We start from the raw sequence: 13,225 nt of genomic DNA on the forward strand, positions 1-13,225 counted from the left end.
ACGGCGGCGAGGGTCAGGCCAGCCAGCCGCCGGTCAGCCGGGCCACCGCGGCGCCGTCGAGGTCGGCGAGCTTGACGGCGGCGAACTGCCGGGCCCCGTCGGAGGTCTGCACCCGCACCGGCGGCGTCGGGTCCATCAGCGTCGCCACCACGACCGCCGCGGCGTCGGCGGAGGACTGCGCGGCGGCGAACGCCTGCCCGGTGCGGGCCAGGTACGCGCGCAGAGCCGGCCCGTACACCCCGGCGGCGTCGCTGGCGGCGCCGGGATCGATGCCGATGCTGGAGACGAACTCGCTGGCCACCGCGCCCGGCTCGACGACGGTGACCCGCACCCCGGTGGTCGCGGCGAGCGGGGCGAGCGATTCCATGTACCCCTCGACGGCGAATTTCGCCGCGCAGTACGCCTCGTTGAACGGCTGCCCGACGATCCCGCCGACGCTGGAGATGGTGATCAGGCGGCCCCGGCTGGCCCGCAGGTGGGCCAGGGCGGCGCGGCTGACGTGCAGCACGCCGAAGAAGTTGACCTCCATGACGGCCCGGACGTCGTCGACGCTGTCGACTTCCAGGGTGCCGACGTGCCCGGCGCCGGCGTTGTTGACGACCGCGTCGAGCCGGCCGTAGGTGTCGACCACCTCGTCGACGCAGGCGCTCACCGAGTCGGGGTCGGTGACGTCGAGGCGGCGTACGTCGATCAGGTCGGCCACGCCCGCGATGTCGGCGGCGGCGCGCAGCCGTTCGGCGCGGCCGAGGTCGCGCATGGTGGCCACCGTTCGCCAGCCGGCGCGGGCGCAGCCGAGCGCGATCTCCAGGCCGATGCCGGAGGACGTGCCGGTGATCAGCACCGTCTGCTCGCTCATGATCTCCTGCCCTTCGTGCCAGGGCGGCTGGCGCGAACGGAAGCCGGTCCCCGCCGGCCGCCCCCGTACGCACCCAACCCGCGGTGAACGTCACCGCATGTTACGGCCGGGACTGGTGTCCGGTGCCCGTTCGGCTCGGCTCAGCGCCATGCACCGCGTATCCGCCGGCGAGGATCGGGTACCGGGGCCGCTGGGGGTTGCCCGGGGGCAGGTCGGTCTCGGGGTCGAGGCAGTGCGTGGGTGGCGGCTCGTCCCCGTTCTGCGCCTGCGCGTCGACGATCACATCCGGCAGCCTCCCGCCGTCGATGATCTTCACGTAGTAGCCGTGGTTCCGTACCGCGCCTTCGCCCTCGGGCACGATCGCGGTCAACAGGGCGACGTTTCCGGTGACCCGCAGACAGGTCACGTCGGCCCGTCCCTGCCGCGACCACCACGGCCGCCACCACCCCCAACGCCGCCACACGTGAACCAGACATGACCATTCCTCCTCGGTCGGTTGCTCGGTTGACGCGTTCCAGCATCAGCGCGGGCCGAGGCGACCTCATCCCTCCACCGAGCCAGCCTGCTCCCTCGGCCAAGGGACGGACGCCGGCGGTGATCGACTCGGTTTCCTTGAAGGCGGGGCGTCCGAGGCACGGCAAGCCCCGGTTTGCCGAAAGCCGGGTCGATCTCGGCGTCGGCGGCGTCCGCTAGCTCGACCGGCGGTGGGCGCGGCTGGGGTCGGCCGGGCGGCCGGGGTCGACGTGTCGGGGCAGGTCGGGTTCGTCGGGGCGCAGCGGGGCGAGGGTGTCGGTGAGCGCGTCGATGATCCGGCCGGTGGCCCGGCGGGCGGCGCCGGGGTTGGCGGCGTTCGCCTCGCCCAGGTCGACGGGCGGCCCGAAGTGCACCCGGATCACCGGGCGGCGCCACAGCGCGCGGGCGATGCCGCGCAGCATCCCCTTCGGCGCCCGGTAGGGCAGCACCTCGTGCGCGCCCCACTGGGCGACCGGGATGACGGGGGCGCCGCAGGCCAGGGCGAGTCGGGCGACGCCGGTCTTGCCGCGTTCGGGCCACATGCCGGGGTCCAGGCCGATGCGTCCCTCGGGGTAGATGAGGATCACCGAGCCCGCCGCGACGGCGGTGGCGGCGTCGTCGAGGGCCCGGTGCACGGCGCTGGTGCCCCGGTCGACCCGGATGTGTCCGGCGTGGCGCATGGCGGCTCCGAGCACCGGGGCGCGGAACAGCCCGGCGGTCGCCATGATCCGCGGGGCGATGCCGCGGGTCTGGCAGGCGGCGATCATCACCGCGGGGTCGAACGGGCTGATGTGGTTGGCGGCGAGCACGAGCGGGCCGCGGCGCAGGTGCGCGGGGACGTCGCCGGTGACCTCGAGGCGGGCGAGTAGACCGACCAGGACGCGGGCCAGCACGAGGGCGGCGCGCCAGATCAGTGGTGGCTGCCAGGTCGTCGTGTTCATCAGCGCGCCATCCTCGCATGAGGTGGCGGGGCCGCGAGGGCGAGTGGCCCGAGTGATCAGGGTCATTGGTCCCGGGGCGGTTCGGGCCGTCCGGCCCTGCCGCATTCTCTACGACGAGCAGTAGTATTTACTACGTCTCGTAGTACGCATAGCTGGGGGTAACAGGTGGACGCGTTGGACGTCGCCCGGTGGCAGTTCGGTGTCACGACCGTCTACCACTTTCTCTTCGTGCCGCTGACCATCGGCCTGTCCGTGCTGGTGGCCATCCTGCAGACGATGTGGCACCGCACCGGCAACGAGCGCTACCTCAAGCTCACCAAGTTCTACGGCAAGCTGTTCCTGATCAACTTCGCCATGGGCGTGGTCACCGGCATCGTGCAGGAGTTCCAGTTCGGCATGAACTGGAGCGACTACTCCCGCTTCGTCGGCGACATCTTCGGCGCGCCCCTGGCCATCGAGGCGCTTGTCGCGTTCTTCCTCGAATCCACCTTCATCGGCCTGTGGATCTTCGGCTGGGATCGGCTGCCCAAGCGGGCGCACCTGGCCAGCATCTGGGCCGCCGCGATCGGCACCAACCTGTCCGCGTACTTCATCCTCGCGGCCAACTCGTTCATGCAGAACCCGGTCGGCTTCCGGATCAACCCGGACAGCGGGCGTGCCGAGCTGACCGACTTCCCGGCCGTGCTGACCAACAAGGTCGCCCTGATCACCTTCCCGCACACCCTGGCCGGCTCGTTCCTGGTCGCCGGGTCGCTGATCGTCGCGGTCGGCCTGTTCCACGTCATCCGCAACCGCGACTCCGCCGACGCCGGCGCGTACCGCTTCGCCACGAAGTTCGGCTCCTGGGTGGTCCTGGTCGCCTCCGCCGCCGTGCTGTTCACCGGTGACATCCAGGGCAAGATCATGACTGACGTGCAGCCGATGAAGATGGCCGCCGCCGAGGGCCTCTACACCACCGAGAGCCCCGCCTCGTTCTCCGTGCTCACCATCGGCAGCCTCGACGGCAGCCGCGAGGTGTTCGCCCTCAAGATCCCGTACCTGCTGTCGTACCTGGGCACCGGTGACCCGCACGGCACCGTGCACGGCATCAACGACCTGCAGGCCCAGTACGCCACCCAGTACGGCGCGGGCAGCTACACCCCGATCATCCCGGTCACCTACTGGAGCTTCCGTTTCATGATCGCTTTCGGGATGGCGGCCGCCGCGATCGCCCTGCTGGTCCTCTGGAGCCAGCGCAAGGGCCGCACCCCGCGCAGCAAATGGCTGCTGCGCGCCGGGCTGGCCATGCCGGTGCTGCCGCTGCTGGCCAACTCCTTCGGCTGGATCTTCACCGAGATGGGCCGCCAGCCGTGGATCGTCTTCGGCGAGATGCTCACCCGCAACGGCGTGTCCCGCAGCGTCTCGCTGGCCGAGGTGCTCACTTCGTTCACCGCCTTCACGCTGATCTACGCCACCCTCGCCGTGATCGAGGTCAAGCTGCTGCTGCGCTACGCCAGGGCCGGCGTGCCCGACGTCAGCGACGAGCACCCCATCGACGACACCCCTGACGACGCCGAGCGCCCGCTCGCCTTCGCCTACTGATCCCCGGAGCCCATCGTGGACCTGACCACCATCTGGTTTCTCCTCGTCGCCGTGCTGTTCACCGGCTACTTCATCCTGGAGGGCTTCGACTTCGGCGTCGGCATGCTGCTGCCCGTGCTCGGCCGCGACGACCGGGAACGCCGCGTCCTGATCAACACCATCGGCCCGGTCTGGGACGGCAACGAGGTCTGGCTGATCACCGCCGGCGGCGCCATGTTCGCCGCGTTCCCCGAGTGGTACGCCACCCTGTTCTCCGGGTTCTACCTGCCGCTGCTGCTGATCCTGCTGGCCCTGATCGCCCGGGGGGTCGCCTTCGAGTACCGGCACAAGCGTCCCGAGGCGTCCTGGAAGCGCCGCTGGGACGCCGCGATCGTGGTCGGCTCGCTGCTGCCGGCGATCCTGTGGGGCGTCGCCTTCGCCAACATCCTGCGCGGCGTGCCGCTGGACGCCGACCACGAGTACGTCGGCGGCCTGCTCGACCTGCTCAACCCGTACGCCCTGCTCGGAGGCGCGACCACCCTCGCGCTGTTCCTCACCCACGGCGCGGTGTTCCTCGCCCTGAAGACCACCGGCGACATCCGCGAGCGCGCGGGCGCCCTCGCGGTGCGCCTGGGTGTCGGCGCCGCCGTGCTCGCGGTCGGGTTCCTGACCTGGACGTTGAGCATCCGCTCCAGCGCGGCCGCCGTCGTGCTCGCCGTCGGCGCGGCCCTCGCCCTGCTCGGCGCTCTGGCCGCCGCCCGGGTACGCCGGGAGGGCTGGGCGTTCACCGGCACCGCCGTGGCGATCGGCCTGGCCGTGGCGACCCTGTTCGCGGCGCTGTTCCCGAACGTGTTGCCCTCCACCCTGGACGCGGCCGGCACGCTGACGGCCACCAACGCCGCCTCCACCCCGTACACCCTGAAGATCATGACGTGGGTGGCGGTGATCTTCACGCCGGTGGTGCTTGCCTACCAGGGGTGGACGTACTGGGTGTTCCGCAAGCGCATCGGCGTGGCCAACATCCCGCAGCACTGACCGGCGGGCGGGGTCGCACGGTGCCCAGGAGCGAGAGGCCGCTGGAAAGATCGTCGCCATGTGGAGCCGGGATCTCGACGTACTGGTGCCGATGTGGCAGGGCGCGGATGACCTCCGGGTGCGCGAGGGCCCGGCCGCGCTGGCCGCCCTCACCGTGCCGGGGACGCGGCGGGTCACGGTGCCGGTCCCGGCCGGCGGATCGGAGCGCGAGGGCGGTGTCCGGCACCGGGCTGCGGTTGTCGACGCGTACCGCGCGCACCGTGACGTGCTCGCGCGGCACCGTCCGCGGCGGCTGCTGACCTTGGGTGGGGACTGCGCGGTCGAGGTCGCGTCGGTGGCCCACCTCGCGGGTCGGTACGCGCAACGGCTGTTCGTGCTGTGGATCGACGCGCACGCCGACCTCAACACGCCCGCGAGCTCGCCGAGCGCAACCGCGCACGGCATGCCCCTGCGGCTGCTGCTCGACGACGACGCGCAGGGCGTACTGCCGGCGCCCCGCTGCCTCTCGCCGGGGCAGGTCGCCCTGGTGGGGGTCCGGGATCTCGACCCCGTCGAGGTCGGGTACGTGCACCGGCACGACCTGACGGTCCTGGACGCCCCGACGCTGGGCGCGCAGCCGACCCGGCTGGCCGCGCTGCCCCCGCCCGGCGCCGCGGTGTACGTGCACCTCGACCTGGACGTGCTGGACCCGTCCGCGTTGCCGGCCGTGGCCGTCCCCACCCCCGCTGGCGTGACAGCCGCCGCGCTGGCGCGGTCGCTGACCGCGCTGCGCGCCCACCACGAGGTGGTCGGAGTGGGAATCACCGAGTACGTTCCGCAGCTCGCGCACGACCGGCAGGCGCTCATCGAGGTGCTGGACGCACTCGGGCTGACCGATGCGCTTGCCTGATCCGGTCCACGCGGGCACGGCTCGGACACCGAACACGCGGCCCCGGCCAGCCGGCCTCGCACCCGCCAGAAAATCGGCGGTCGGCGCGGATCCGGCCCGCTAGGGTGTGCCGATGCCCGACGCCGTGCACGTTCGTGAGCTCACCACCGACGACCTCGACGCCGCCTGGGAGTTGGGGCGGTTCGCGTTCGGCTCCAACCCGCAGCGGCCCGCGCACGCGAGCGTCGAGGTGCCCGGCATGATCCGCTACGGCGCGTTCGACGGCAGCGGTCGGCTCGTCGGCAAGGCCGTCGACCTGCACCACGACCAGTGGTGGTCCGGGCGGGCGGTCCCGGCGGCCGACGTCGGCGGTGTGGCGGTCGCACCCGAGTCCCGCGGCCGGGGGGTGGCCCGTGCCCTGCTCACCGCTCTGCTGGGCGGCGCCCACGAGCGCGGCGCGGCGGTCAGCGCCCTGTACCCGACCGTCGCCGCCCCCTACCGCTCCTGCGGCTGGGAGGCCGCCGGTGTGCTGCGCACCGTCGACCTGAGCACCGTCGCGCTGCCCCGGCGCCGGCCCGCCGCGCACCTGAGCGTACGGGCCGGCACCCCCGCCGACCTGGACGCCGTCGCCGACCTGTACGAGCGGGTCTCCCGCCACCGCAACGGCATGCTCACCCGCCAAGGCGCGCTGTTCGACCACTTCAACGCCAAGGGAGACCTGCCCGGCGACGGTCTCACCCTCGTCGAGGCCGACGGCGACCTGGTCGGCTACGCCACCTGGCAACGGGGCCGCGGCTACGGCGCCGATTCGGTGCTCACCGTCGACGAGGTGCTGGCCGTCACCGCCGACGCGGCCCGGGAACTCGTCGGCGTGCTGGGCAGTTGGGCCAGCGTCGCGCCGACGCTGCGGCTGTGCCCGCTCGACGGCGACACCGTCAGCGCCCACCTGCCGCTGGAGGCGGCCCGCGACCACGCGCGGGACCTGTGGATGCACCGGCCGGTGGACGTGGCCCGGGCGGTGAGCGCGCGTGGCTGGCCTGTCCACGCCCGGGGCGCCGTCGACTTCCACCTCACCGATCCGCTCGCCGACTGGAACACCGGCGCCTGGCGGTTGGCTGTCGCCGACGGCGCCGCCGAGTTGACCCGGATCAGCGGCGAGGCGGACCTGCGGCTGGACGTGCGCGGTTTCGCGCTGCTCTACGCCGGGGCGGCCCGCGCCCGCTCGGTCGCGCAGGCCGGCCTGCTGGACTGTGCCGGTGACGCGGACCCGTCCGCCCTGGACCTGTTGGGCGCCGGCGGCCCGGCACAACTGCTCGACTACTTCTGACGGCCCGTGCGGCGTGCGCTCGGGCAAGGACCGTCCCCGGCGGGGACGGGTGGCCGTCCGCCTCGCCGCTAAGGTGTGCCGGTGGAAATCCTGGCTCGTGTCCGGTCTGGAGCGACGGTGCAGCGGCTGCTGTCCCATCCGCGCCTTCCGTTGGTGGCGGCTTGGGACGACGACCGTCCGGCGATCCGGATCTGGGAGTACGGGGACGGACATCTGCGGGAGTGCGGAGCCCTCGGCGTGGGTTCGGCCGTCTACGTCGAGGACATCGGCTATGAACGGTTCGAGCGGACACCCTCCGCCGGCACCGCCGAGGCGTCGGTTGTCGACATGGACCAACTCGACCTCACCGACGGGACGCGGGTCTGGCAGTCGGGCGACCTGAACGCGGTCAGTGAAACCTCCGCGACCGACCCGTCCTGGCTGAAGATCCGGGCGGCCACGAACCGACTCACCTGAGCCCCTGTCGGTTCAGGCAACGCCCGCCAGTTCGTTGTTGGCCCGCTCGGTGATGAGCGAGAGGACGCGGGCGGCCGCGTCGGCCTCGGCGGGCGGGATGTCTCCGTACAGCCGGGCGGTGATGCCCTCGACGGCGTCGGCGATGTGGGCCTGGGTGGCGTGGCCGGCGTCGGTGAGCCGTACCTGCGGCTCGGCGGTGTCGTCGAGCCGCGCCAGGTCGGCGGCGACGAGGCCGGTGATCATCTCGTGCACGGCCGACTCGTCGACCTTGCGGGTGCTGGTGATGCGCTGCACGAGACTTGTGCGGGCGACGGGGCCGGCGGCGAGGGCGTTGAGGGTGAGGACCTGGCCGAAGTCGACGCCCAGGGGCGCGACGGCGCGTTCGAGCAGGGCCCGGGTGGCGAAGTGGGCCTGACCGATGACCTGACCGTTGAGAGTGGACACGATGCCTCCTTCAGAAACGTTGGCTTCACCAACGTTGGTAGAACCAACGTAACACGGTTTGTGGGTCACGCCAACGATTACTGTTAGGCTGCCGCCATGGACGCCACCGCCCCGCAGTCACCCGCCGGGCTGCGGACCACCCCGAGCTGGCTGCTCAACCAGGCCGCCACCCACGCCGGACGACTCATCAGCGCCGGCTTCGCCGCGCACGACCTGCGCGGCTACCACTACCGGCTGCTCGCCGCACTGGCCGAGAGCGGACCCGCGAGCCAGGCCGACCTGGGACGTCGCTGCGCCATCGACGGTAGCGACGTCGTGGCCGCCGTCAACGACCTGACCGGTCGGGGACTCGTGGTACGCGCCCCCGACCCGGCCGACCGTCGCCGCAACGTCATCAGCCTCACCGAGGCCGGCGCCGACGAGGCCCACCGGATGGCCGACACCGTCGCCCGCGTGCAGGACGACCTGCTCGCACCCCTGTCGAGCGCCGAACGCGACCAGCTGACCCGCCTGCTCACCCGACTGCTCGAGCACCACAGCGGCCACTGACGCCGACACCGCCACGGCGGGCCCACCCCACCGGGGCAGACCCGCCGCGACCAGCGAAAACCCGACGCGCGCAGCGCTCAGCGGGCCTCGCGCAACTCCGCGAGCCGGGCCTCGATCTCGGCCAGCTCCGCGCGCAGCTTCTCCGCCTGCTGCTCGGCCTCGGCCCGCTCGGTGCCCAGGATCTGCTCCACCGCCTCCTGCACACCGGGCACGTCGACAAGCGCCACCATCTTCAACGCCTCGGCCGGCTTCACCACGTACGGCTTCGCGAGGGCCTTGCTGCCCTGCTGCGCGGCGACGGTCCACTCGCCGTCGGCGTACGCCAGAGTGACCGTGAGACCGGCGGGGCTCTTCGGCTTGGCGGCCTTGACCACCCGCCGGGCCGGCGTCGCCTTCTCCGTCTGCTCCACCTTCGGCTCCTCCTGTCGCGGCGCGGGCACCCGCGGCGTGTCCAACACGAACTCCGGCGCGGCCACCGCCGCCGGCTCCGGCTCGGGCTCCGGTTTCGGCTCCGCCACCCGACGACCCGCGCCCTTGGGCGCCACCGCCAGGTCGGCGGGGGAGAACGGCAACTCGTCGCGGCCGAAACGCACCACCACGAACTCGTCGGACACCTCGGGATCGGTCAGCTCGACCACCTGGCCGACCTGACCGGCGATCTGCCCCGCCGACGCGGTGAACACCACCCGCGGCTTACGACCGGCCGCCAACGCCTCCCGGATGCTCTGCACCTCGTCAGTGGACAAACCCTGGCCGGCATCCATCACAACCCTCTTCCGTACACCTGTTTGATTGCTGTCTTGATACCAGTCGGCTGCGACAGCCGCCGCAAGGGGGTTCAGCCGCCCAGCGCCCGCAGCGCCCGGTCCGCGTGGTCGTTCATGCTGACCTCACTGTGGATCACCTCGATGACCCGCCGGTCGGCGCCGATGACGAACGTCATCCGCTTCGTGTTCAGCGGCCCCAGCGGCACCCGCCGCTTGACCCCGAACGCCTGCGCCACCGTCCCGTCGGCATCCGACAGCAACGGATAATCGAAACCGTGCAGCGTCGAGAACTCCGCCTGCTTCGCCACCGGATCACGGCTGATGCCCACCCGCGACGCGCCCAACGCCGTGAACTCCGCGCCCAGGTCCCGGAAGTGACAGCTCTCCGCCGTGCACCCCCGGGTCATCGCCGCCGGGTAGAAGAACAGCACCACCGGCCCGGTCGCCAGGAACTCCGACAGCCGCCGCGGCGTGCCCGTCTCATCCGGCAGCTCGAAGTCCTGCACCACATCGCCGACACCCACACCCGCCACCGCGCACCTCCGTTGTCCGATCGAACGCGCGGTGAGCGTAAGCGATCACACCCAGAGCGCCATCACCTCGTCGGCCACCGTCGCCGCCTGCGCCCACCCGGCCCGCGCCGCGCCGGCCCGCCGCGCCGGGTCCAGCACGTTGCGGCCGATCGCCGTACGCGCCCCCGCGTCCGGCGTCACCACCACCACCTGCGACCCGGCCGCCCGCAGCTCGGCCACCTGCGCCGCCAACCGTGGCATCGGCCCGAACGCCGCCGACGTCGGCGCGAGGACCAGCACCCGCTGCGCGCCCGCCGCCAGATCCGCGTTCACCGACGAGCGCATCCCACCGTCGACGAAACGACGCGCCCCGATCGTCACCGGCGGCCACACCCCGGGCACCGCGCAGCTCGCACCCACCGCGTCCACCAACGACACCCCGTCGGCGCCGTCGAACACCACGAACTCACCCGACGCCGCGTCGACAGCCGTCACCAGCAGCCGCCGCGCCGGCCACTCCCGCGCCGGCAACCGCGCCTCGATCACCGCCCGCCGCGACGCCTCCGACGGGGTACGCGCCGCCACCGCCATCGCCCCGATACGCGCCCTCGACCGCACCGCGTCCCGCGTACGACCACCGGCCCACACCAGCCGCGCCACCGCCAGAAACCCCAGCCGCGCCGCCAGCTCACCCGTCGGCGGGGCCAACTGCTCCTCGTACAACCGCTGCAGCGGCACCCCGGAGCGCACCTGCGCGCCGACCACCGAACCCGCCGACGTGCCCACCACCAGATCTGCCTCGGTGAGGGCCGCACCCCGCTCGGCCAACCCTGCCAGCAGGCCCAACTCCCACGCCACCCCGGTCACCCCGCCACCGCCGAGCACCAACGCCCGCCGCATGTGACCCTCCTCTCGACGATCGACCCGCGCCGGTCACGGTAGCGTCGGCTCACCCCACCCGACAGCCCCGGAGGCATCGTGGCACCACCCGTCACCGTCATCACCGGCGGCGGTCGCGGCATCGGCGCGGCCACCGCCCGCCGACTCGCCGCCGCCGGGCACCACCTCGCCCTGTGCTACCGCCGCGACCACGCCGCCGCCGAGACCGTCCTGGCCGACCTGCACGCCGCCGGCGCGCAGGCCATCGCGGTACGCGCCGACACCACCGACCCCGACCAGGTCGCCGCCCTGTTCGACGCCGCCGCGCAACTCGGCCCGCTCACCGGGCTGGTCAACAACGCCGGCGTCACCAGCCCCATCGGCCCGTTCACCGAGCTGCGCGTCGACGACCTGCGCCGGGTCGTCGACATCAACCTCATCGGGTACGTCCTCAGCGCGCAACAGGCCGCCCGCCGCCTCACCGACGGCGGCGCCATCGTCAACGTGTCCTCGGCCGCCGCGACCCTCGGCAGCCCGGGGGAGTACGTGCACTACGCCGCCGTGAAGGCCGCCACCGACACCCTCACCGTGGGCCTGGCCAAGGAACTCGCCCCGCGCGGCATCCGGGTCAACGGCGTCGCCCCCGGCATCGTGCGCACCGACATCCACGCCGACTCCGGCGTACCCGACCGCGCCGACCGCGCCGCCGGCCGCATCTCATTGGGTCGCGCCGGCGAACCCGACGAGGTCGCCGCCGCCATCGCCTGGCTGCTCAGCCCGGACGCCTCCTACGCCACCGGCACCGTCCTGCGCGTCTCCGGCGGCCTGTGAGCCGGGGCGCGCGGCGCCCCGGCTCACCGCTCAGTGAGTGAACAGCTTCGCCGCCGTGATCACCGTCTGCACGACCCCGTAGCCGAGCAGCACCGCCACCACCAGCCAGGAAATCCACAACCGGGCCTGCTGCCCGTGCCGACCGTCGTCACTCATCGCGTACCACTCCTCTCGACCGTCGTGTCGTCGTCCACGCCCTGCTCCGCCGCTGGTTCGTGGTAGCGCTGCGGCACCGGCCGCACCAGCAGGTTCGCCACGAAGCCCACCGCGAGGACACCCACCATCGTGAACAGCGCCGGCCGGTACGCCGCCGCCGTCAACGTGCCCGGCTTGCCCTGCGCGTCGAGGAACCCGTTCACGATCAGCGGCCCCGCGATCCCCGCCGCCGACCAGGCGGTCAGCAGTCGCCCGTGGATCGCACCCACCTGGTACGTCCCGAACAGGTCCCGCAGGTACGCCGGCACGGTGGCGAACCCGCCGCCGTAGAACGACAGGATCACGCACGCGAACAGCACGAGCAGCGCCGTCGCCGTCTGCCCGAACACGGCCAGCAGCGCGTACAGCACCATGCCCACACCCAGGTACACCAGGTAGATCGGCTTGCGGCCGATCACGTCCGACGTCGACGACCAGACGAACCGGCCCGCCATGTTGAACAGCGACAGCAGACCCACGAACCCGCCGGCCGCCGCCACCGACACCGCCGACGTCCCGTTTTCCCGGAAGAAGTCCTGAATCATCGGGCTGGCCTGCTCCAGGATGCCGATCCCGGCCGTGACGTTGCAGAACAGCACCACCCACAGCAGCCAGAACGAGCGGGTCTTCACCGCGTTGGCCGCCGACACGTTCGCCGTGGTCACCAGCGGCTTCGCCGCCACCGCCGCCGGGTCGAAGCCGGCCGGACGCCACCCGTCGGCCGGCACCCGCACGTTCGCCACCCCGAACATCATGATCACGAAGTAGCCCAGGCCGAGCGTCACGAACAGCCACACCAGCGCGCTGCCCGACGCCGTCGAGCCCGCGTTGGACGGGTCGTAACCGGGGTCGTAGAACGACAGGAGCTGACGCGACAGGGGAGAGGCCACCATCGCGCCACCACCGAACCCCATGATCGCCAGACCGGTGGCCAGACCCGGCCGGTCCGGGAACCACTTGATCAGCGTCGAGACGGGGGAGATGTACCCGATGCCCAGACCGATGCCGCCGAGCAGGCCGTAGCCCAGGTACAGCAGCCACAGCTGCTTCGTGGCGATGCCCAGCGACCCGACCAGGAAGCCCGTCGCCCAGAAGCAGGCCGAGACGAACATGGCCTTACGCGGCCCGTTCGCCTCCACCCACGTCCCCGCCACCGCCGCGGACAACCCCAGCATCACGATCGCGATGCTGAAGATCACCCCGATCGCGGTCTGACCGGTGTCGAAGTGGGCGATCAACGAGTTCTTGTAGACGCTTGTGGCGTAAACCTGGCCGATGCAGAGATGGATGGCCAACGCCGCCGGGGGAATGAGCCACCGGCTGTAGCCGGGCGGCGCGACGGTGTGCCGACGATCGAGTGCGGAAAGCATGCGCTGCTTCCTCTCCGAAGAGGACGTGAGACACCCCCACATGCCCACACCCCACGCCCGCGGCAAACCTCACCGTCGCCGGACGGTCCCTCCGGTGAGCTGAGCGGTCACTCAGCCCCTCC

Annotated in this window: 16 protein-coding genes; 7 read left to right on the top strand and 9 right to left on the bottom strand. The window is 72.3% G+C overall.

Translation table 11 applies throughout. The annotated features are described in order from the left end of the window. Positions 1-13: 13 nt before the first annotated feature. The 3 genes from ABZU46_RS05660 to ABZU46_RS05670 form a co-directional block, all read right to left on the bottom strand. Positions 14-856 (bottom strand): SDR family NAD(P)-dependent oxidoreductase, encoded by an 843-nt coding sequence (locus tag ABZU46_RS05660; protein ID WP_354855282.1) that lies wholly within the window; start codon positions 854-856, stop codon positions 14-16. 100 nt (positions 857-956) lie between these two features. Beyond that, the gene (locus ABZU46_RS05665) at positions 957-1,262 is read right to left on the bottom strand and encodes a hypothetical protein (RefSeq protein WP_354855283.1); all 306 of its coding nucleotides are present in this window, start codon (positions 1,260-1,262) and stop codon (positions 957-959) included. Between the two features lie 283 nt (positions 1,263-1,545). Continuing rightward, the gene (locus tag ABZU46_RS05670) at positions 1,546-2,310 is read right to left on the bottom strand and encodes a lysophospholipid acyltransferase family protein (protein ID WP_354855284.1); all 765 of its coding nucleotides are present in this window, start codon (positions 2,308-2,310) and stop codon (positions 1,546-1,548) included. Between the two features lie 165 nt (positions 2,311-2,475). Between ABZU46_RS05670 and ABZU46_RS05675 the strand changes: the two genes are divergently transcribed. The 5 genes from ABZU46_RS05675 (at position 2,476) to ABZU46_RS05695 (ending at position 7,556) form a co-directional block, all read left to right on the top strand. After that, positions 2,476-3,891 carry a cytochrome ubiquinol oxidase subunit I gene (locus ABZU46_RS05675; RefSeq protein WP_354855285.1) on the top strand — a complete coding sequence of 472 codons (1,416 nt, stop codon included), beginning with the start codon at positions 2,476-2,478 and terminating at the stop codon, positions 3,889-3,891. Positions 3,892-3,906: 15 nt separating this feature from the next. Next, on the top strand, positions 3,907-4,905 hold the full coding sequence (gene cydB, locus ABZU46_RS05680) for a cytochrome d ubiquinol oxidase subunit II (RefSeq protein WP_354855286.1): 999 nt from the start codon (positions 3,907-3,909) through the stop codon (positions 4,903-4,905). A 58-nt stretch (positions 4,906-4,963) separates the two neighbouring features. Then, positions 4,964-5,794 (top strand): arginase family protein, encoded by an 831-nt coding sequence (locus tag ABZU46_RS05685; RefSeq protein ID WP_354855287.1) that lies wholly within the window; start codon positions 4,964-4,966, stop codon positions 5,792-5,794. A 112-nt stretch (positions 5,795-5,906) separates the two neighbouring features. Continuing rightward, positions 5,907-7,100 carry a GNAT family N-acetyltransferase gene (locus tag ABZU46_RS05690; RefSeq protein ID WP_354855288.1) on the top strand — a complete coding sequence of 398 codons (1,194 nt, stop codon included), beginning with the start codon at positions 5,907-5,909 and terminating at the stop codon, positions 7,098-7,100. Between the two features lie 81 nt (positions 7,101-7,181). Then, positions 7,182-7,556, top strand: a complete 375-nt coding sequence (locus tag ABZU46_RS05695) for a hypothetical protein (protein WP_354855289.1) — start codon at positions 7,182-7,184, stop codon at positions 7,554-7,556. Positions 7,557-7,568: 12 nt separating this feature from the next. Here the strand turns inward: ABZU46_RS05695 and ABZU46_RS05700 are convergent, their stop codons facing one another. Next, entirely contained in the window at positions 7,569-8,000 is a 432-nt protein-coding gene (locus tag ABZU46_RS05700; protein WP_354855290.1) for a hypothetical protein, read from the bottom strand. Between the two features lie 96 nt (positions 8,001-8,096). On the opposite strand from ABZU46_RS05700, the gene ABZU46_RS05705 reads away from it, so the two are divergent. Further along, positions 8,097-8,549, top strand: coding sequence for a MarR family winged helix-turn-helix transcriptional regulator (locus ABZU46_RS05705; RefSeq protein WP_354855291.1), 453 nt, complete (start codon positions 8,097-8,099; stop codon positions 8,547-8,549). A 77-nt stretch (positions 8,550-8,626) separates the two neighbouring features. Here the strand turns inward: ABZU46_RS05705 and ABZU46_RS05710 are convergent, their stop codons facing one another. The 3 genes from ABZU46_RS05710 to ABZU46_RS05720 form a co-directional block, all read right to left on the bottom strand. Then, positions 8,627-9,313 carry a hypothetical protein gene (locus ABZU46_RS05710; RefSeq protein ID WP_354855292.1) on the bottom strand — a complete coding sequence of 229 codons (687 nt, stop codon included), beginning with the start codon at positions 9,311-9,313 and terminating at the stop codon, positions 8,627-8,629. A 74-nt stretch (positions 9,314-9,387) separates the two neighbouring features. Continuing rightward, a complete protein-coding gene (locus ABZU46_RS05715; protein ID WP_354855293.1) occupies positions 9,388-9,849 on the bottom strand; it encodes a peroxiredoxin in 462 nt (153 codons plus the stop codon). A 45-nt stretch (positions 9,850-9,894) separates the two neighbouring features. Beyond that, entirely contained in the window at positions 9,895-10,728 is an 834-nt protein-coding gene (locus tag ABZU46_RS05720) for a patatin-like phospholipase family protein (RefSeq protein WP_354855294.1), read from the bottom strand. Between the two features lie 78 nt (positions 10,729-10,806). Here ABZU46_RS05720 and ABZU46_RS05725 point away from each other — a divergent pair, with 78 nt between their 5' ends. Beyond that, the gene (locus tag ABZU46_RS05725) at positions 10,807-11,538 is read left to right on the top strand and encodes an SDR family oxidoreductase (RefSeq protein WP_354855295.1); all 732 of its coding nucleotides are present in this window, start codon (positions 10,807-10,809) and stop codon (positions 11,536-11,538) included. Positions 11,539-11,568: 30 nt separating this feature from the next. On the opposite strand, the gene ABZU46_RS05730 is transcribed toward ABZU46_RS05725, so the two are convergent. Both ABZU46_RS05730 and ABZU46_RS05735 read right to left on the bottom strand, forming a co-directional pair. Then, positions 11,569-11,694: a hypothetical protein gene (locus tag ABZU46_RS05730; RefSeq protein ID WP_255473694.1), complete on the bottom strand. Its 126-nt coding sequence runs from the start codon at positions 11,692-11,694 to the stop codon at positions 11,569-11,571. After that, positions 11,691-13,103 (bottom strand): OFA family MFS transporter, encoded by a 1,413-nt coding sequence (locus ABZU46_RS05735; protein ID WP_354855296.1) that lies wholly within the window; start codon positions 13,101-13,103, stop codon positions 11,691-11,693. Before ABZU46_RS05735 ends, ABZU46_RS05730 begins: the two co-directional genes overlap by 4 nt. Between the last annotated feature and the right edge of the window lie 122 nt (positions 13,104-13,225).

This window comes from Micromonospora sp. NPDC005197 (assembly GCF_040608295.1).
GTDB lineage: Bacteria > Actinomycetota > Actinomycetes > Mycobacteriales > Micromonosporaceae > Micromonospora.